Annotated in this window: 16 protein-coding genes; 8 read left to right on the top strand and 8 right to left on the bottom strand. The window is 66.5% G+C overall.

What is annotated here, in order from left to right; all coding sequences use genetic code 11:
* Together WAW85_RS16435 and WAW85_RS16430 are read right to left on the bottom strand one after the other, a co-directional pair.
* A partial coding sequence (locus WAW85_RS16435) for a GNAT family N-acetyltransferase (protein ID WP_422560658.1) occupies positions 1–545 on the bottom strand: 545 nt, incomplete at its 3' end.
* Positions 538–1,782 carry an acetoin utilization protein AcuC gene (locus WAW85_RS16430; RefSeq protein ID WP_422560657.1) on the bottom strand — a complete coding sequence of 415 codons (1,245 nt, stop codon included), beginning with the start codon at positions 1,780–1,782 and terminating at the stop codon, positions 538–540. The genes WAW85_RS16430 and WAW85_RS16435, both read right to left, overlap by 8 nt.
* A 96-nt stretch (positions 1,783–1,878) precedes the next feature.
* On the opposite strand from WAW85_RS16430, the gene WAW85_RS16425 reads away from it, so the two are divergent.
* Entirely contained in the window at positions 1,879–2,559 is a 681-nt protein-coding gene (locus WAW85_RS16425) for a metal-dependent transcriptional regulator (protein WP_422560656.1), read from the top strand.
* A gap of 7 nt (positions 2,560–2,566) precedes the next feature.
* Here the strand turns inward: WAW85_RS16425 and WAW85_RS16420 are convergent, their stop codons facing one another.
* Together WAW85_RS16420 and WAW85_RS16415 are read right to left on the bottom strand one after the other, a co-directional pair.
* Positions 2,567–3,709, bottom strand: coding sequence for a DUF4192 domain-containing protein (locus tag WAW85_RS16420; RefSeq protein ID WP_422560655.1), 1,143 nt, complete (start codon positions 3,707–3,709; stop codon positions 2,567–2,569).
* A 127-nt stretch (positions 3,710–3,836) separates the two neighbouring features.
* Entirely contained in the window at positions 3,837–4,481 is a 645-nt protein-coding gene (locus WAW85_RS16415; protein WP_422560654.1) for a hypothetical protein, read from the bottom strand.
* A 125-nt stretch (positions 4,482–4,606) separates the two neighbouring features.
* On the opposite strand from WAW85_RS16415, the gene WAW85_RS16410 reads away from it, so the two are divergent.
* Positions 4,607–5,572 (top strand): PAC2 family protein, encoded by a 966-nt coding sequence (locus WAW85_RS16410; protein WP_422560653.1) that lies wholly within the window; start codon positions 4,607–4,609, stop codon positions 5,570–5,572.
* Positions 5,569–7,677, top strand: coding sequence for a DEAD/DEAH box helicase (locus WAW85_RS16405; protein WP_422560659.1), 2,109 nt, complete (start codon positions 5,569–5,571; stop codon positions 7,675–7,677). Before WAW85_RS16410 ends, WAW85_RS16405 begins: the two co-directional genes overlap by 4 nt.
* On the opposite strand, the gene WAW85_RS16400 is transcribed toward WAW85_RS16405, so the two are convergent.
* Positions 7,658–8,596, bottom strand: coding sequence for a hydrogen peroxide-inducible genes activator (locus tag WAW85_RS16400; RefSeq protein WP_422560652.1), 939 nt, complete (start codon positions 8,594–8,596; stop codon positions 7,658–7,660). The genes WAW85_RS16405 and WAW85_RS16400 overlap by 20 nt on opposite strands.
* A gap of 132 nt (positions 8,597–8,728) precedes the next feature.
* On the opposite strand from WAW85_RS16400, the gene WAW85_RS16395 reads away from it, so the two are divergent.
* The 3 genes from WAW85_RS16395 (at position 8,729) to WAW85_RS16385 (ending at position 11,162) form a co-directional block, all read left to right on the top strand.
* The gene (locus WAW85_RS16395) at positions 8,729–9,316 is read left to right on the top strand and encodes a peroxiredoxin (protein WP_422560651.1); all 588 of its coding nucleotides are present in this window, start codon (positions 8,729–8,731) and stop codon (positions 9,314–9,316) included.
* A 38-nt stretch (positions 9,317–9,354) separates the two neighbouring features.
* Complete coding sequence (locus WAW85_RS16390; RefSeq protein WP_422560650.1) at positions 9,355–9,882, top strand: alkyl hydroperoxide reductase; 528 nt, start codon at positions 9,355–9,357, stop codon at positions 9,880–9,882.
* 248 nt (positions 9,883–10,130) lie between these two features.
* The gene (locus WAW85_RS16385; protein WP_422560649.1) at positions 10,131–11,162 is read left to right on the top strand and encodes a linear amide C-N hydrolase; all 1,032 of its coding nucleotides are present in this window, start codon (positions 10,131–10,133) and stop codon (positions 11,160–11,162) included.
* An 83-nt stretch (positions 11,163–11,245) separates the two neighbouring features.
* Here WAW85_RS16385 and WAW85_RS16380 read toward each other — a convergent pair whose 3' ends face one another.
* Positions 11,246–12,475 carry an aspartate aminotransferase family protein gene (locus WAW85_RS16380; protein ID WP_422560648.1) on the bottom strand — a complete coding sequence of 410 codons (1,230 nt, stop codon included), beginning with the start codon at positions 12,473–12,475 and terminating at the stop codon, positions 11,246–11,248.
* A gap of 64 nt (positions 12,476–12,539) precedes the next feature.
* Here WAW85_RS16380 and hrpA point away from each other — a divergent pair, with 64 nt between their 5' ends.
* On the top strand, positions 12,540–16,217 hold the full coding sequence (hrpA, locus tag WAW85_RS16375) for an ATP-dependent RNA helicase HrpA (RefSeq protein ID WP_422560647.1): 3,678 nt from the start codon (positions 12,540–12,542) through the stop codon (positions 16,215–16,217).
* A gap of 27 nt (positions 16,218–16,244) precedes the next feature.
* On the opposite strand, the gene nrdR is transcribed toward hrpA, so the two are convergent.
* Complete coding sequence (gene nrdR / locus WAW85_RS16370; protein WP_422560646.1) at positions 16,245–16,703, bottom strand: transcriptional regulator NrdR; 459 nt, start codon at positions 16,701–16,703, stop codon at positions 16,245–16,247.
* Between the two features lie 64 nt (positions 16,704–16,767).
* Positions 16,768–17,316, bottom strand: a complete 549-nt coding sequence (locus tag WAW85_RS16365; RefSeq protein ID WP_422560645.1) for a LysM peptidoglycan-binding domain-containing protein — start codon at positions 17,314–17,316, stop codon at positions 16,768–16,770.
* Between the two features lie 183 nt (positions 17,317–17,499).
* Here WAW85_RS16365 and lexA point away from each other — a divergent pair.
* The coding region (gene lexA / locus WAW85_RS16360; RefSeq protein ID WP_422560644.1) for a transcriptional repressor LexA at positions 17,500–18,028 on the top strand (529 nt) is incomplete at its 3' end.

The raw sequence follows: 18,028 nt of genomic DNA, 5'->3' as shown, positions 1-18,028 counted from the left end.
ATGGTCGGGTTCTCCGAGAGCACTTCGGCCTCAAACTTGGTAAAGCCGTTCTCGGCGGCGGCACCGGCCAAGTGTTCCAACAGGATTGGTCCGAGTCCGCGTCCTTGATGCTCGTCGGCGACGACGAAGGCAACCTCGGCCGACGTCGGCTTGTCGCTCGCCGCCAAGCCCTCGTACAGCCCCATCGCGATCACTTTGTCGCCGAGCCAGGCCAGCAGCGCCACCCGGGTGCGGTGATCGACGGTCGTCATCCGCACTACTTCGCGCGGCGGCAGCGTCGGCGTCGGCCCGAAGTAGCGCAAGTACCTGGTGCGTTCGGACAGACCCTCGTGGAACACCACTAGGGCATCGGCGTCTTCCGGCGTGATCGGCCGCAAATGCACCACACCGCCGTCGGAGGCGAGCACATCGGCGGCCCAGTGCCGTGGCGGCTTCCGCGGCCCCGGCGCCGCTACGTCGATCGCCGTACTGAGCGTCTCGGCAGGACCCGGGTCCACGGAGTCGGCGGCGGCAGCATCGGGGCCGGGCGTCGGCTGGTCAGTCACGTGGGTCCTCCGGGTCAAGTCCGTGTAGGGGGAACACCGCGCGACGAGTCGACAGGATCGCGCGGTCGGTCTGTTGCTGGGCGGCACTGCTGACGCCGTCGGGCGGCGCTGCTCCGGCGTCGCCGTCCCACGGCACGTAGTCGACGGCGCCGTTGTCACCCATCATGCCTACCGGAGGTCGCGAGTAGTCCGGGTGCACGGACTTGGACGTCTCCAGGGCGCTGGCCATCCACTCCGCGCCGATCGGCGTACTGAAGTCGAGATCGCGGTCCAACACCGTAGCCAGCAGATGGGTCCACGCCCGGGGTACGACGTTGACCACGCCGTATCCGCCGCCGCCGACGGCGATCCAACGACCCTCGCAGTACTTGTCGGCAAGGTCACGCAGCGCACGCATGGCCATTGTTTGACCGTCGATCGTCAGTGCCAGATCCGTCAGCGGATCGGCCCGGTGACTGTCGACGCCGATCTGGGTGAGGAGGATCTGCGGTTTGAATGCGGCGATCATCGATGGCACCGTCGCATGGAACGCCCGCAACCACAACTGATCGGTGATGCCCGGCATCAGTGCGAGGTTCACGATGCTGCCGGCCGCCGCCTCGGTTCCGACTTCCGTCGGCCACCCGGTACCCGGCCAGAGCGTGGCCGGATGCTGGTGCAGCGAGATGGTCATCACCCGGGGGTCGTGCTCGAACTGCACCTGCACACCGTCGCCGTGATGCGCGTCGATGTCGACATAGGCGATCCGGTCGTAGCCCTGCGCCAGCAGCCACTCGATAGCGACGGAAGCATCGTTGTAGATGCAGAACCCTGCGGCGTGACCGGACATCGCGTGGTGCATGCCGCCGCCGATGTTCACTGCGCGCTGCACCGCGCCCGAATGCACAGCTTGCGCGGCGGCCAAGGTACCGCCGACCAGCATCGCGCCGGCCTCGTGCATCCGGTCGAAGACCGGGTTGTCGTCACTGCCCAACCCAAAGAGTCGCTCGAGCATCGGGCCACTGAGGGAGGCCATCCCAGACCCGACGGCGCGCACTGCATCGATGTATCCCTGGGTATGCACGGTGCTCAGCACGTCGTCGCCGACCGGCAACGGTTCGGCGGTGTCAATGCCGTCCAGGACGCCCAAGCTCCGGGCAAGATCCATCGTCAAAGTGAGCCGCAACGGGCTCATCGGGTGGGTATAGGCCCACCGATAGTCGAGATATTCGTCACTCCAGATGACTGCTGTCTTCACCACTCCAGCCTTTCGTACATCACACCCGAACGCTAGTGCCTCTTTCATCACGGTATGTGGGTAATCTGGACAGCGGCGAAAGGAACCGAGGCACTAGTGAACGAACTCGTCGATACCACCGAGATGTACCTCCGCACGATCTACGACCTCGAAGAGGAAGGCATCGTGCCCCTGCGGGCCCGCATCGCCGAGCGGCTCGACCAAAGTGGCCCCACCGTCTCGCAGACGGTGGCCCGCATGGAACGCGACGGTCTGGTCCAGGTCGCCGGCGACCGCCACCTGGAGCTGACGGCGGCTGGCCGGAGCCTGGCGATCCAGGTGATGCGCAAGCATCGGCTCGCCGAGCGGCTCCTCGTCGACGTCATCGGGCTGCCGTGGGACGAGGTGCACGAGGAAGCCTGCCGCTGGGAGCACGTGATGAGCGAGAACGTCGAACGGCGTCTCCTCGAGGTTCTCGACAACCCGACAGTCTCGCCGTATGGCAACCCGATCCCGGGTCTCGAAGAGCTCGGCGTCAAGATCCCCATCCCGGCCGACACTGCTGAGCGGTTGGTGGAGCTTCCCCAGGGCGAGTCGGTGGTGATCGTGCGGCGAATGGCCGAGCACGTGCAGGCCGATCCGGAACTCATCGCCGAACTCCGCGAGGCTGGCGTCGTGCCCAATGCGCGCGTGTCGGTGGTGGTGAGCCCGCGAGCGGTGGAGATCAGCACGCCCGGACACGCTGGGCTGTCACTCTCGTCGGAAATGGCGCACGCCGTCTTCGTCGAGCGCTGCTGATCGGGCGTCAGCCCGCCGCCCGGTATGCCCGAGGCGGGAGATCGACGCCCAGGGACGCTGCCAGATCAAACGAATAGTCCACGACCTCCGACAGCGACTCGGGCCGCATGCCGTGCGCCAGCGCCGAGTCGACGAGCCGGGCCAAGTTGTATTCGGGGTCGAGTTCCAGTGCCCGTTGCACGGCGACCAGCGCGAAGGCCCCCTCGCCGCGCATGTAATGCAGATGCGCCAACAGGGTGGCCGCGGCCGCCCCGGCGCGACCGGACAGACCGCGCGTCAGACGACGCCACAGTTCTTCGGCTGCCTCGCGCAGCTCGGTCACGGCCAGCGCCAGGAGCAGGTCGCGCGTGTGCACTGAGCAGAGCGCCTCTGCCAGCTCATTGGTCTCGTCGCAGGTCAGCTCCACGATGCCGACGGTCTGATCAGCGATCTGCCGAATACGCTCGACGACCAGTGTTGCTCCGTTCCGGTCCCGGGTACCCGGGGGCGCCGGCGGCACCGGCCCGGTACGCGGCCGGCAGAGCACCGAATCGCAGTGTGGTCCGGGGACGAGTGCGGCGACCAGATCCGAACGCCTGGGCAACACCGGTCGGCCACTGTAGACGGCGCGTTGCAGGGCGACTGCCGAGATCGCCGGATCGCTGAGCACTCCGGCAGCGGGCACCGGGCTGAAGAACGGCGCAGGTGGGCGCACGCGTCCGAGCCGCGGCCGCGGATGCCAGGCGGTGAACCATGGGGCGCCGTGCACCAGTTCACCGATGACGAATCCCGCCGACAATCCGCCCACCTCGCCGAAGCTGCGCTCGATGAGTCTGAAGGTGCGGCGGTACGCGTTGACCGCGGTGCCCGCGGCGTCGGGTACGAACCGGTCGTCGACGATGATCGCGGCCAGCCCGGCGACATCGTCGTAACCGGCGACGATCGCCCCGAGCTGCTGCAGTTGTTGCCGGGTCGACGTCTCTGGGCGTCCGTGGGCGTCGACGGCCAGGTCCAGACGCAGGGTGGCCACCAGCGTCCGACTGTCGGCGAAGAGGGCCAGCACCACCGATCGTTCCGGGGTAAAACCGAGCAGACCGGGCACAGCCGCCAGGAGCGGATCCGGATCTGCGTAGCGGGCGGATCGTTCAGGCAGTTGCGATGAGGTGGTCATAGACCCAGGGTCGTCGCCGCAATCATGCCCGCAGAAACAACTTCCAGCGGCCTGTGGACATCTGCGGCGCGGCGCGGTGCGTCCACAGACTGCTGACCCGGGCCGTGTCGGGGCGCGCCGAAATACTCTAGTATTCGCCGCCGTAGACGTGCGCCACGGCGCGGTCAAAGAACGCCTGCGCGATCTGCCGGTCGGCATCGGAGACCGATCCGAGCTGGCGCACGACCACCATCAGCCGAACCTCGCCCTGCTGGGCCAACCACTGCTCCATCACCGTCTGGGTATTGCCCGCGCCGAGGGTCCGGACCAGCCGCATCCGCGTCAGCGCGTTGTTGAGGCCGGTGGCGACCGGTTCCTCGGTGATCATGGTGGTCACCACCTGGTTCCCGGTGGCACCGGCCCGGAAGCTCGGGCACTGCGCGGTGGCCGCGGCGAAGGACTCGAGCGAGTCTTCGGCGCTCACCACGAGTTGAGTCAGGGTGGCACCCGGCGACGGGCCGGGCCCGGCCGCGGCGACGGCCGTGTCCGTCTGTACCGCCGGCGGCGTGCACCGCGCCGGATTAACCTCACCCGATAGCGGACGCAGGGTCAGATCGGCCACGATTCCGGGCAGCTGCGCCGCCGGGATGAGGGTCGCCGGACCGGTCGGGAACGCATCGGCAGGAAGTAACCGGGACGCGTAATCAAGGGTCCGCGGCGTTCCGGCGAGGGAGCAACTTGCGGTGAGCAACGCCACGGCCAGCGCAGCAGCAACAGAAGCAACAATTTTCACGCCCACCACTGTGCCACCAACGGCCTGGCGACCCGGGAATGACCCGCGGCGACGGGGTGTTGATAGTAAACAAGTGCCCAACACCTGGGACACTGGACACCTACCGAAGAAAAGGAGATGCGGACTTGGACGCCCAGGACGACCACTCGTCGCTCTATGAGCTCGAATTCCCCGCCCCCGCGGTCTCCGGCCCCCGCGGCGACGGACCCGTGCTGGTGCACGCGCTCGAAGGATTCGCCGACGCTGGCCATGCGGTGACGCTGGCGGCCACCCATCTGCGCGAGGCCCTCGACGGTGCCCTCGTGGCCACCTTCAATACGGACGAGCTCATCGATTACCGGTCGCGGCGCCCGATGATCTCATTCACCGGCGAAGAGTTCGACAGCATCGACATGCCGAAACTAACGATGCACGCCCTGATCGACAACAACGGCCATCCATTCCTGCTGCTCGACGGCTCCGAGCCGGACTTGCGCTGGGAGCAGTTCGTTACAGCCATTACGGGACTGACCGAGCGCTTCGGCGTCAGCCAGGTGGTCGGCCTGAACTCCATCCCGATGGCGGTCCCGCATACGCGCCCGTCGGCGGTGATCGCCCACGGCACCGATACCGCGGCGCTGGGCGATCTACCGCGTTGGGGCAACGAGATGAAGCTGCCGTCCAGCGCCTCGATGCTGTTGGAACTGCGGCTCGGCGAAGCCGGATACCGCACCGCTGGACTGGCTGCACAGGTGCCGCACTACCTGTCGCAGAACAATTACCCGGCAGCCTCGGCCGCACTGCTACAGGCGCTCAGCCAGGTCAGCGGACTGGACCTGCCGGTGGCCGCCCTGGAAAACGCCGCCACGCAGATGCGCGAGCAGATCGACACCGAGGTCGACGGCAACGGGGAGATCGGCAACGTCGTTGCGGTGCTCGAGCAACAGTACGATGCGTATCTGCAGGCCAAGGCCGAGCGCGAGCTGCTGTCGGGTGACCAGGATCTCCCCTCCGGCGATGAACTCGGCGCCGAGTTCGAGAAGTTCCTCGCCGAACACGCTGGCGAATTCGGTGATCTCGGTGACGAACCCGACACGCAGGACACGCCCTGACCGACGACCCGAGACCGCCCAGTCCGCTCACCCCGCTCCCCGACGACGACGCTGCCTTTGAGCACTTCATCGACTGGTGGGCGCAGCGCGGTCTGGCACTGTACCCGCACCAGGAGGAATCACTCCTGGAGTTGATTGGCGGGGGGAACCTCATCCTGGCGACGCCGACGGGTTCGGGGAAGTCACTGGTGGCCTCCGGGGCGATCTACTTCGCCCGGTGCCGCGGCCAGCGCGCGTACTACACCGCGCCGATTAAGGCACTGGTCAGCGAGAAGTTCTTCGACTTGTGCGAGCAGTTCGGTGCCGACAACGTCGGTCTGCTGACCGGCGATGCCAGTGTCAACGCCGACGCGCCGATCGTCTGCGCGACCGCCGAAATCGTCGCGAACATCGCCCTGCGCGACGGCCCGGAGTCCGACATCGGCGTGCTGGTCGCCGACGAGTTCCACTACTACGGCGAGTCTGACCGCGGGTGGGCGTGGCAGGTTCCGTTGATCGAGTTGCCGCACACGCAGTTCTTGCTGATGTCGGCAACCCTCGGCGACGTCTCGTTCTTCGTCGACGACCTGACCACGCGTACCGGTCGGCCGACGGTGGAAATCGCGGGTGTGCAGCGGCCGGTGCCGCTGGAGTATCGCTACGCGATAACGCCCATCCACCAGACGATCGAAGAACTGGTCGACGCCGGGCGGGCGCCGGTCTACGTGGTGCACTTCACCCAGGCGCAAGCGGTGGAGCGCGCCCAGGCCCTAATGTCAGCCAAAATCTGCACCAAAGAAGAGAAGGCCGCCATCGCCGAGGCGATCGGCGACTTCGAATTCCGCACCGGCTTCGGCGGGACCCTGTCCAAGCTGCTGCGCTCGGGGATCGGCGTCCACCACGCGGGTATGCTGCCGCGCTACCGGCGGCTGGTCGAGCGGCTGGCCCAGGCCGGACTGCTCAAGGTGGTGGCCGGCACCGACACCCTGGGCGTCGGGATCAACGTCCCGATCCGCACCGTACTCTTCGCCGGCCTCACCAAGTACGACGGCCACAAGACCCGCAGGCTTCGAGCCCGCGAGTTTCACCAGATCGCCGGGCGGGCAGGCCGGGCCGGTTTCGACACGGTCGGCTATGTCGTCGCCCAGGCCCCCGAGCACGACGTGGAGAATGCGCGCCTGCTGGCCAAGGCCGGCGATGACCCGAAGAAGCTACGAAAGCTGGTGCGCCGCAAGCCCCCCGAGGGTTTCGTCGGGTGGGGTGAGCAAACGTTCACCACCCTCACCGAAGCGCAAAGCGAACAACTGCGATCACATTTTCGGATCACCACCGGCATGCTGATGGAGGTGCTCGAACGCCCCGGCGACTGTTTCGCGGCGCTGCGGCACCTACTCGAAGAAAATCACGAACCGCGCGCGCGGCAGCTCCGGCATATCAAGCACACGATCGCGCTGTACCGCGACCTGATCGACACCGGGATCGTCACCCGCCGCGACTTCCCCGCCCCGGACGGCAAACTGGTGGAGATCTCGGTGGATCTGCCGGAGAACTTCGCCCTCACCAACCCCCTGTCATCGTTTGCGGTGGCCGCATTCGAGCTCCTCGACACCGAATCGCCGACCTTCGCCCACGACATCGTCTCCATTCTGGAATCGACCCTCGACGACCCGCGGCAGGTGCTGATGGCGCAGCGGAAGGCCGCCCGGGATGTGGCGATCGCCGACATGAAGATGGACGGCATCGAGTACGAAGAGAGGATGGAGCGGCTGGAACTGATCTCGTGGCCGCAGCCGCTGGCCGAAGAGATCGATTTCGCCTACCAGACCTACAAGCGCAGCCACCCGTGGCTCGCCGGTACCCCGCCGTCACCGAAATCAGTGCTCCGTTACATGCTGGAACGCGACCTGACCTTCGCCGATCTGATCAGCGAGTTCGGCTTGCAACGCAGCGAGGGCGTCGTGCTGCGCTACCTCACTGACTGCTACCGCGCGCTGCGCAGCGGCCTCCCGATGTCGGCGGTCACCGACGAGATCGAGGATCTCACCGAGAATCTCGGCGACCTGGTCCGCGGCGTTGACTCCAGCCTCCTGGACGAGTGGGAAGAACTCACCGCCGCACCGGCGTGACATCCCCAGACTGCGCGGCGAGTTCGGCGATGGCTGAGGCGAGTTCAGCGTAGGCCGGACCCCGCCCCGACGACATCCGGTACACCACACCGATCCGGCGGCCTGGGCGCGGCGTGGCGAACTCGGCGGTAGCCAGCCCGCCCGCCGCCGTCTCCACCGCCACCGCGGTCCGCGGAATCAACGTAACCCCCAGGCCCCCTTCCACACACTGCACCGCGGTGGTCAGCGAAGCGGCGCGCGTCTGGCGGATATCGGGGTTCACCCCGGCCACCTGGCACACCTCAAGCGCTTGGTCGCGCAGGCAATGCCCCTCGTCAAGGAGCAGGAGGGGCAGATCGGCGAGCATCGACGGCGCCAACCGCTTGCGTCCGGCCAGCGCATGACCGCTCGGCACGGCGAGCACAAAATCCTCGTCGTACATACCGATCTCCCCGATCCCCGGAGCGTTGGCTGGCAGTGCCAGCACCGCTGCGTCCAGGGTGCCGCCCCGCAGCTGTTCCAGCAGCCGTGAGGTCTGATCCTCCACCACGCGCAGATCCAGTTCCGGACGCCGTTCGGGCAAACCACGCAACAGTCGCGGGAGCAGATACGGCGCGATCGTCGGAATCAGACCGAGCCGCAGCGGTCCGCGCAGCGGATCGTTCTCGCCAGCCGCTTCGGACAGGAAGTTGTCGACGGCATCGCACGCCGCCATCGCCGACGGCAGGAGTCGGCGACCCTCCGCGGTGAGCATGACTCGGCGCGTGGTGCGCTCCACTAACTGCACGCCCAGACCTGATTCGAGACCCCGGAGCGATTGCGACAACGACGGCTGACTGACACCGAGATCCGTTGCGGCAGAACCGAAGTGGAGTTTCTTTGCCACGGCGACAAAGGCGCGCAGACCGCCGATCGATGGCTGATAACTCTGATCGCTCATGCCTATCAATATAGTGCGTGTCATCACGTTTCGTTTTCACCGGGGTTCCGGCAGAATGGTCATTACCGCCGGGTACACCAACCAGATGTCCCGGCCGAGTGATTACCCACCACGCGACAAAGGAGTCATGACATGGCACTGCTTACCATCGGCGACCAGTTCCCGGCCTACAACCTCACCGCGGTGATCGGCGGCGACCTGTCGAAGGTCGACGCGCAGGCGCCGGACGACTACTTCACCACCGTCTCCAGCGACGACTACAAGGGCCAGTGGCGCGTCGTCTTCTTCTGGCCGAAGGACTTCACCTTCGTCTGCCCGACCGAGATCGCCGCCTTCGGCAAGCTCAACGACGAGTTCGCCGACCGCGACACCCAGGTGCTCGGCGCCTCGGTCGACAACGAGTTCGTCCACTTCCAGTGGCGTGCCCAGCACGACGAGCTCAAGACCCTGCCCTTCCCGATGCTGAGCGACCTGAAGCGCGAACTGGTCGAGGCCACCGGCGTCCTGAACGCCGACGGCGTCGCCGACCGGGCCACCTTCATCGTCGACCCGAACAACGAAGTCCAGTTCGTCTCGGTCACCGCGGGCAGCGTCGGCCGCAATGTCGACGAGGTCCTGCGCGTCCTCGACGCGCTGCAGAGCGATGAGCTGTGCGCCTGCAACTGGAAGAAGGGCGATCCGACGATCGACGCCGGTGAGCTCATGAGCGCCTCGGCCTGACCCGTCCCAGCCACTTCTGCCGGATCGGAGATCACTAGATGAGCATCGATAACCTCAAAGGCGCCCTTCCCGAGTATGCGAAGGACCTCAAGCTCAACCTCGGCTCACTCGCCCGCACCACCGTGCTCGGCGACGAGTTGCTCTGGGGCACTCTGCTGTCCACCGCGGCGGCGACCCGCAATGCCACGGTGCTGCGCGAGATTGCCGACGAGGCCGCCGACAACCTCTCGGCCGAGGCCTACAATGCCGCCCTGGGCGCCGCCTCGATCATGGGCATGAACAACGTCTTCTACCGCGGTCGGGGCTTCCTCGACGGCAAGTACGACGACCTGCGCCCCGGCCTGCGGATGAACATCATCGGCAATCCCGGCGTGGACAAGGCGAGCTTCGAACTCTGGTCGCTGGCCGTCTCGGCCATCAACGGCTGCGAGCACTGCGTCGGCGCCCACGAGAATGTTGTCCGCGAGGCTGGCCTGGAGCGCGAACAGGTCTTCGAGGCCCTCAAAGCCGCCTCGATCATCCAGGGCGTCGCCCAGGCGATCACCATCGCCGAAACTCTGAGCTGACCACACAGATCGTCCCGGAGGCTCCCCCGCGGAGCCAGCGATGCCCCGTCCGGCGATCCCGGGCGGGGCATGGCGCTAGGTAGCGCCATGACACCGACTGTTCGTGCCCGAATCGACCGGATCGCGGCGCGGCTGCCCGTGGCAGTGTGTAATTGAAAGGGAGACCCGCTGCCTGAATGGCCGGGCCATCTCAGCGGAGCTCGTCCCAGCAGGGGCGAAGCCATCGGAAGAAGGAAGCGAACAAGCGAATGTGCACAGGAATCAAGGTCACCGCCACCAATGGTGACATTTTTTGGGGCCGGACGATGGACCTCAACATCCCGATGTTCGGCACCCCCGAGGGACTGCCGGCCGCACTGGACAACGTCGTCGTGATTTCGACGGTCCCGGCCGGCGTCGACATGCCGAGCCCGTTGACCGCATGGACGAGCAAGTACGCCTTCATGGGTGTAGGCATCAAGGGCACCAATGTCGTGCTCGATGGTGTCAACGAGAAGGGCCTGGCTGGCGACACCCAGGTGCTGATGGAGTGCACGCGCGCCTCCGCCGACGATATCGCCGCACGCAAGCAGACCGCAGTGCTCGCCGAGGAGTTCGTCAGCTTCGTCCTCTCCCAGTTCGCCAGCGTCGCCGAGATCCGCGCCGCGTACACCGACTACGCGCTGCTCGACGAGCCCTATGCGGTCTTCGGCCAGAAGATTTCCATGCCGCTGCACTACTGCTTCGTCGACACCACCGGCGACGGCATCGTGCTCGAGACAGTCAAGGACGGCTCGTTCACCATCCACGACTACGCCGGTGCTGTCACCAACAGCCCGCCCTACGACTGGCACCTGATCAACGTCCGCAACTACCTCGGCATGACCAACATCGATCCGTCCAAGCCCACGAAGCTGCCCACTGGATACGAGCTCGCACCCATCGAAGGCGGCACCGGTTTCGGCATGTTCGGCCTACCCGGTGACTACACTGCGCCGTCGCGCATGGTGCGCGCACTGAACTTGGCCGCCTACCTCAAGCCGTTCGATCGCGACCTGGGGATCGAACGCTTGTACTCGGCGTTCCGCACGGTGATCATTCCGCCGGGGCTGGAGCACAAGGGCGACGTCACCTCGTGGAGCGACTACACCCGGTACTGGTCGGGCTACGACCTCACCGAGCGGACGATGTTCGTCCAGAGCGGTGAGGGCCTGGCGATCACGTCCAAGAAGCTCGACGCGACGGTCACCGAGACCACCTACGCCCAGATCGACACGTCCAACAACCTGCACACGGTCTAACCCCACCGCGGCGATGCATTCGGCCCCGGTCACGCTCTCTGCGTGACCGGGGCCGAATGTCTGTTGGACTTGAGTCGGGGCGGCTACGACAGCGCCGCGGCGTACCGGTCGGCCAGTTCGTTGACTTCATCGGTGGTCATCACGAAGGCCGGCGAAATCTGCAGTGCACCCATGCCTGCGGCGCGGGCGGCGACACCCAGCTTGCGCAGGCGCAGCACCGCGGCGGGCGCATCGGACGGGTCGGCCAACTGCACGGCGGTCACCGCGCCCAGGCCGGTGCGGATCTCGGCGACCGCATCGAGCTCGGCCAGCGGACCGAAGGCCCCGGCCAAATCGCTCTCCAACCGGGTGGCTTCGGCGAGCAAGTTCTCCCGTTCGATGATGTCGAAGTTGGCCATCGCGGCCGCTGCGGCGCCGAAGTGACCGCCGTAGGTGTAACCGTGTCGCCACCAGGTGCCGCCGGCGAAGAACGGCTCGGCCAGGTGCGGTGCGGCGATCATCGCACCCATCGGCACATAGCCGCTGGTGAGTCCCTTGGCCGTGGTGATGATGTCCGGCTCCAGGTCGAAGCGGCTCGACGCGAACCAGTGACCGTGACCGATGCGACCGTAGCCGGTCACCACCTCGTCGGCAATGAACAGCACGTCATGGTCGCGGCAGATCTCGCGGACCTCGCGCAGGTATCCCTCCGGCGGCAGGTAGACGCCACCGGCGCCGATGATCGGCTCCACGATGAAGGCGGCGATGTTCTCCGCACCGACCCGCTCGATCAGGCCGAGCAGCGCCTTCGCATCATCCCACTCGATGCGTTCGGTGTCGGTGATGAAGTCCGGTCCGTAGCCCTCCCGATTCAGCGGAATGCCCGCGATGGCCGTGCCACCGATGTGCATGCCGTGATAAGCCTTGGTCCGCGAGACGATGATGCGCTTGTTCGGCTGACCTTGCTCGGTCCAGTAGCGGCGGGCCAGCTTGAACGCCGAGTCGACGGCGTCGCTGCCGCCCGAGGTGAACAGCACTTTGGAGCCGGCCACCGGGGCCATCGCCGCCACCCGCTCGGCCAGCTCGATCAGCGTGTCGTTGGCGTAGTCGCCGAAGTTCGAATAGTGCGCGATCGACGACAACTGCCGGGCGACGGCGTCGGCGATCTCGGTGCGCCCGTGGCCCACGTTGGTGAACCAGAGACCGGCGGTCGAGTCCAAATACTCGTTGCCCGCATCGTCGTAGATCCGGACGCCCTCACCCCGGGTGACGACGAACGGACCATTGTCGGTAACCACGCCCATATCGGCGAATCCATGCCACAAAGAACCCATGCTCCCAATATGGCATGGACGCCCGCGCACGATGCACTGAGGGCGGACCTAAACTAGAGGAATCATGGCCTTCCCCGTCCTCACCTTCCCGCCGGAGCTTCCGGTCAGCGCCTGCCGCGACGAGATCGCCGCGGCCATCCAGGCTCATCAGGTGGTCGTGATCGCCGGCGAGACCGGCTCGGGCAAGACCACCCAGCTGCCGAAAATTTGCCTCACGCTGGGCCGCGAAGCAATCGCCCACACGCAACCCCGGCGGATCGCCGCCACCTCCGTGGCCAGGCGCATTGCCGACGAGACCAAGACCGAGATCGGCGACGTGATCGGCTACAGCGTCCGGTTCTCCGACAAGAGCAGCAAACAGACCAAAGTCCGGGTGATGACCGACGGCATCCTGCTGCGTGAGATCAACTCTGACCCCATGCTGGCGCGTTACGACACGATCATCATCGACGAGGCGCACGAGCGCAGCCTCAACATCGACTTCCTGCTTGGCTACCTCAAACGGCTGTTGCCCCAGCGCCCCGACCTCAAAGTGATCATCACCTCGGCGACGATCGAACCGGACCGCTTCGCCCGACATTTCGCCACCGCCGGCGCTCCCGATCCCACCGTGCCGATCCTGGAGGTGTCTGGACGCACCTACCCCGTCGACGTCCGCTACCGGCCACGGACCTCCGACGATGACGATCACGCCGACCTCGACCAGATTGCCGCGATCGACGCCGCCGTCACTGAACTCTGGCATCGGGAACGGGGCGACATCTTGGTCTTCCTGCCCACCGAACGCGATATCCGGGACACCGCTGACGCGCTGAAGCATCGACGCGAAGCGGAGGTCGTACCGCTGTACGCCCGACTGTCGGTGGCCGAGCAACAGAAGATCTTCGCCCCGTCCGACGGCCGCCGCATCGTGCTCTCCACGAATGTGGCCGAGACCTCGCTGACCGTGCCCGGCATCCGCTACGTCATCGACACCGGCACCGCGCGTATCTCGCGCTACTCCACTCGCACCAAGGTGACGCGTCTGCCGATCGAAAAAATCTCGCAGGCCAGTGCCCGCCAGCGCGCCGGCCGCTGTGGCCGCGTCGCCCCTGGCATTTGTATCCGGCTCTACGCCGAGGACGACTTCGATGCCCGCCCGGAGTACACCGACCCGGAGATCCTGCGCGCCAATCTTGCGGCCGTCATCCTCTCGATGCTGTCGCTGCGTCTCGGCGACGTCGCCGAGTTCCCGTTCGTGCAGCCGCCCGCCGCCCGCGCCATCGCTGGCGGCATGGCATTGCTATCGGAGCTCGGCGCAGTCACCGGCCTCGACTCGGCCGATGCGCAGCTGACCAAGGTCGGTCGAGAACTGGCCCGGCTACCGATCGATCCGCGTCTGGCTCGCATGCTGATCGCCGGGCATGACAACGGCTGTCTGGACCACATCCTGGTGATCACCGCCGCTCTGTCACTGCCCGATGTGCGGGAGTTCCCCGCCGATAGGCGGGAGGCTGCGCAGGCCGCGCACCGCGAATACGCGGTGGCAGGCTCGGAGTTTTTGAGCAGGCTCAGGCTGTGGGGGCACCTCCAGGAGCAGCGAGAAGCCCTGTCTGGCAACCAGTTTCGCCGCTACTGCGAACGGAACTATCTGCACTATCTGCGGATCAGGGAATGGACGGACCTGCACCGACAGCTGCGGCGCGCAGTCCGTGACTTCGGCTGGGAGGTGCCCGAGACCACGGTCGATCCGGATGCCATCCACCGCAGTTTGCTGACCGGACTACTCACCAACATCGGCAACAAAGTGGCTGACACCCGCGACTACCTCGGTACCCGCGGTACCAAGTTCACGCTCTTCCCGGCGTCCGAGCTCGCGAAGAAGCCACCGGCCTTCGTCATGGCCGCCGAACTGATGGAGACTTCCCGTCTCTTCGCCCATACCGTCGCATCCATCGACCCGGAGTGGGTCGAGCAGATCGCGCCGGACCTGGTCACCCGCACCTATAGCGAACCGGGGTGGTCGTCTCGGCGCGGCGCGGTGATGGCCAACGAGAAGGTCAGCCTGTACGGGGTTCCGCTGGTCGCGCAGCGCCGAGTGAACTACGCCGCTGTCGATCCGGTTGAATCCCGCGCCATCTTCCTGCAGGCCGCACTGGTCGAGGGACGTTGGCGTACCCGCCACGAGTTTTACGCGCACAACCGACAGCTGCTCGACGACGCCGAAGACCTGGAGCATCGGGCGCGCCGTGTGGTCCGCCGCAGCGACGGCGACCTGTACGACTTCTACGACGCCCGAGTCCCCGCCAACGTCGTCTCCACACGACACTTCGATACGTGGTGGAAGAAGGAAAGTCGCCGCAAACCTCGGCTGCTACATCTCGATGAGGCCGGCTCAACCCCGGCCGCCGTTCCGGCAGCCGCCGACGTCCCCACCGTCTGGCAGCAGGCACAGACGCAATTGGAGTTGCGGTACCACTTCGCTCCGGGAGCTGCCGACGACGGAGTGACCGTCGTCATCCCCCAGCCCCTGCTCGACCATGTCCACGCCGGCGGATTCGACTGGCTCGTACCCGGACTGCGCAGTGAACTCGCCACCGCACTCATCCGCTCGTTGCCCAAGGGACTCCGCAAATCGCTGTCGCCCGCTCAGCAGTATGCCGATCTGGCCCTGAGCAAGATCCCCGCCCGCTCCGAACCGCTACTGCCCGCCTTGGCGCGTGAACTCGGTGTCATCACCCGGATCAGCCTGTCACCCAACGACTTCCGCGTAGAAAGCCTGCCAACCCACCTGCGCATGCACTTCGCGACATCCGACGCTAGCGGTGCGATCATCGGGACCGCGGACCGTCTCGAGGAGCTGCGCGGGCAGTTCACTGGCCGCACGGCGGCGGCGCAGAACCCGGCTCTGACACGTTGGGACGCCGACGGCATCGGGACTCTCCCCGATTCCCGCAGCAGTATCGTCGCCGGACAACCGGTCGTCACCTACCCGACCTTGGCGCCGTCCGGCGAAGGCGTCCACGTCGTCGACGTCACCAGCGCGGCCGCCCGCGATGTCGGCATCCGCGCCGGAGTGCAGCGGCTGCTGGAGCACGCGATCGCGCCACTGAGTAAGAAGATCGCCAGCGGACTGCCCCCGGCCGATCGACTCGCTCTGAGCATGAGTCCCTATACCGACCCGGCTGCCTTCTTCGCCGACTGCACCCGGCGGGCGATCGTCGACGCGCTCGCCGCCGAATCCGAGGTGGCCGACCTGCGTACCCCGGAGCAGTTCGCTGCCTTGGAACAACGGCTCTCCCCCACCATCCGGGCCGGGGCCCCTGAATACTTCACCTCCGCCGTGAGCGCACTTCGCGAACTCCCCGACCTGCGCCGAGCGATCGACGCGCACAGTGGCAGCGCGGCGGCCGACGATGTGGCCGAACAACTCGCTCACCTGATCTTTGACGGTTTCGTCGGCCAGACCCCCGTAACCCAGCTGCGACATTTGCCCCGGTATCTGGCCGCCGCTCGGGTGCGACTGGGGGCCTTGCCCGGCGCAGCGGCCCGCGATGCCAGTGGACTCGCGGCCATCGACCGGGTGCTCGCGCACTGGAATCAACGACTCGCTGCCCTTCCCGTCACTCGGCACGATGAGTTGGGTGATCGCGCGCACTGGGGTCTGGAGGAACTCCGGGTCAGCCTGTTCGCGCAGCAATTGGGTACTGCCGGGCCGATCTCGGAGAAACGGCTGATCAAGGTCCTCGACGCCGTCCGGTGAGGGGTTAGCGACTACGACCGGTGCCCGCTAGGCAACCGGGCTGCGATCCCTGCGTAGATCGTCGATTTCGCGCTGGAAGTCGTCGGCTGACTCGAACGACCGGTAGACCGACGCGAACCGCAGATAGGCCACCTCGTCGAGCTCGCGTAGCGGACCGAGTATGGCCAGCCCGACCTCGTGACTGGGGATCTCCGCCGAACCGGAAGCACGCACCGTGTCTTCCACCGCTTCAGCGAGTTTGGCCAGCGCATCTTCCTGTACCTGGCGACCCTGGCAGGATCGCCGGACGCCCGCCATCACCTTGTCCCGACTGAAGGGCTCGGTGACGCCATTGCGCTTCACCACGGCCAGCACTGCGGATTCGACGGTCGTAAAACGACGGCCGCATTCCGCGCACGCCCGCCGCCGCCGAATCGCCAGACCGTCGTCAGAAGCACGCGAATCAACCACTCGGGTGTCGTCGTTCTTACAGAACGGGCATCGCATGAGGCCAGCGTACCCGCTCACCGGTACCTCGCCGCCCCCAGTACACACCGCGGTATACCGCACCTCAGCGATAGGCCGGAACCACCAGGGCCTGCCCGGGGCGCAAGCCCGAACTCGCCAGGTCGTTCAGGTCACGGACGGTGGCGATCACCGACGCGGCCGGCAGCTCCGGCGCGATCCGGGCGGCGAGCGCCGACAGGGATTCGCCGGACCGGACATGGACCACCTGCGTCTGCACCGGCTCCTGCGCCAGCGCACTCTGATAGTCGCTGCCAGCGAACCCGAACACAACCACCAGCAGGGCGAGCCCGATGCCGGTCAGCACCGAAGCGGTCCAGACCTGCCGCGCCCCGTTGTTCGAGTCATCGATCTGTGCACTGCCCATATTCGACCGCGGCGCACGGGCGGGCCGACGCTGATCGGGGCTGACCCGCGGCACCGAGCCGATCACCGATCGCCCGTACGGACTGCGGCCGGTGGGCCGGCAAACGGCGGTGGCCGGGGCGGCCGCGCGCGGAGAACCCATAACCGCAACCGGATAATCGCAGGTCAGAGCCAGCGCATCGCGATTCTTAGTGGCATCGGTGGTCCGCAGATTCAGCAGCGTCGTCATGGGAGGCACTCCATCGTTCGTGTGTTCGAAGAACTCTTGTTCGACAGTTAACACCACGGCTGCGACAAAAGCAGCGACACGTCGAACAATTGTTTGATTTCTGTGACCTAGTCGACTAACTTGGGGATCACCGGACGGGAACGATCTCGACGTCGTGCCGCCCCCGAGGAAAGGAACTGCGCTATGAACGACCGCCCGAAGGACACGTCCACCGTGGACCCACTGCTGTCGATCGCGACTTTGGAGGCCTCGCTGACGCAACGCCAGCGCGAGGTGCTGGAGTACATCCGATCCTCGGTGCGCGAGCGCGGCTATCCGCCCAGCATCCGCGAAATCGGTGAAGCCGTCGGCCTCACCTCCACCTCGTCGGTGGCCCACCAACTGCGCACCCTGGAGCGTCGCGGCCTGCTCAAGCGCGACCCGCATCGTCCGCGCGCAGTGAACGTCCGCGAGGATCCCCGCACCCCACCCCCGGGCACCGAGCCATCCAGCAGCCCCGGACGGCCGGCCCCGGCCTATGTTCCGGTGCTCGGCCGCATCGCCGCCGGTGGCCCGATCCTCGCCGAAGAAGCCGTTGAGGACGTCTTCCCGCTCCCCAAAGAGCTGGTCGGCGAGGGTTCCCTGTTCCTATTGCGCGTAGTCGGCGAGTCCATGATCGACGCGGCGATCTGCGACGGCGACTGGGTAGTCGTACGTCAACAGAACGTTGCCG

The organism is Gordonia sp. (in: high G+C Gram-positive bacteria), from assembly GCF_049299075.1.
In the GTDB taxonomy this organism is placed as follows: Bacteria; Actinomycetota; Actinomycetes; order Mycobacteriales; family Mycobacteriaceae; genus Gordonia.
Note: the sequence above shows the minus strand (reverse complement) of the source record. Positions and strands in the feature narration are given on the sequence as shown.

Bases quoted from the DNA above. Each gene is read 5' to 3' on its own strand.
- WAW85_RS16420 (WP_422560655.1), bottom strand. From the start codon at position 3,709: ATGACCACCTCATCGCAACTGCCTGAACGATCCGCCCGCTACGCAGAT.
- WAW85_RS16400 (WP_422560652.1), bottom strand. From the start codon at position 8,596: ATGAGCGATCAGAGTTATCAGCCATCGATCGGCGGTCTGCGCGCCTTT.
- WAW85_RS16395 (WP_422560651.1), top strand. From the start codon at position 8,729: ATGGCACTGCTTACCATCGGCGACCAGTTCCCGGCCTACAACCTCACC.
- WAW85_RS16390 (WP_422560650.1), top strand. From the start codon at position 9,355: ATGAGCATCGATAACCTCAAAGGCGCCCTTCCCGAGTATGCGAAGGAC.
- WAW85_RS16385 (WP_422560649.1), top strand. From the start codon at position 10,131: ATGTGCACAGGAATCAAGGTCACCGCCACCAATGGTGACATTTTTTGG.
- WAW85_RS16380 (WP_422560648.1), bottom strand. From the start codon at position 12,475: ATGGGTTCTTTGTGGCATGGATTCGCCGATATGGGCGTGGTTACCGAC.
- hrpA (WP_422560647.1), top strand. From the start codon at position 12,540: ATGGCCTTCCCCGTCCTCACCTTCCCGCCGGAGCTTCCGGTCAGCGCC.
- nrdR (WP_422560646.1), bottom strand. From the start codon at position 16,703: ATGCGATGCCCGTTCTGTAAGAACGACGACACCCGAGTGGTTGATTCG.
- WAW85_RS16365 (WP_422560645.1), bottom strand. From the start codon at position 17,316: ATGACGACGCTGCTGAATCTGCGGACCACCGATGCCACTAAGAATCGC.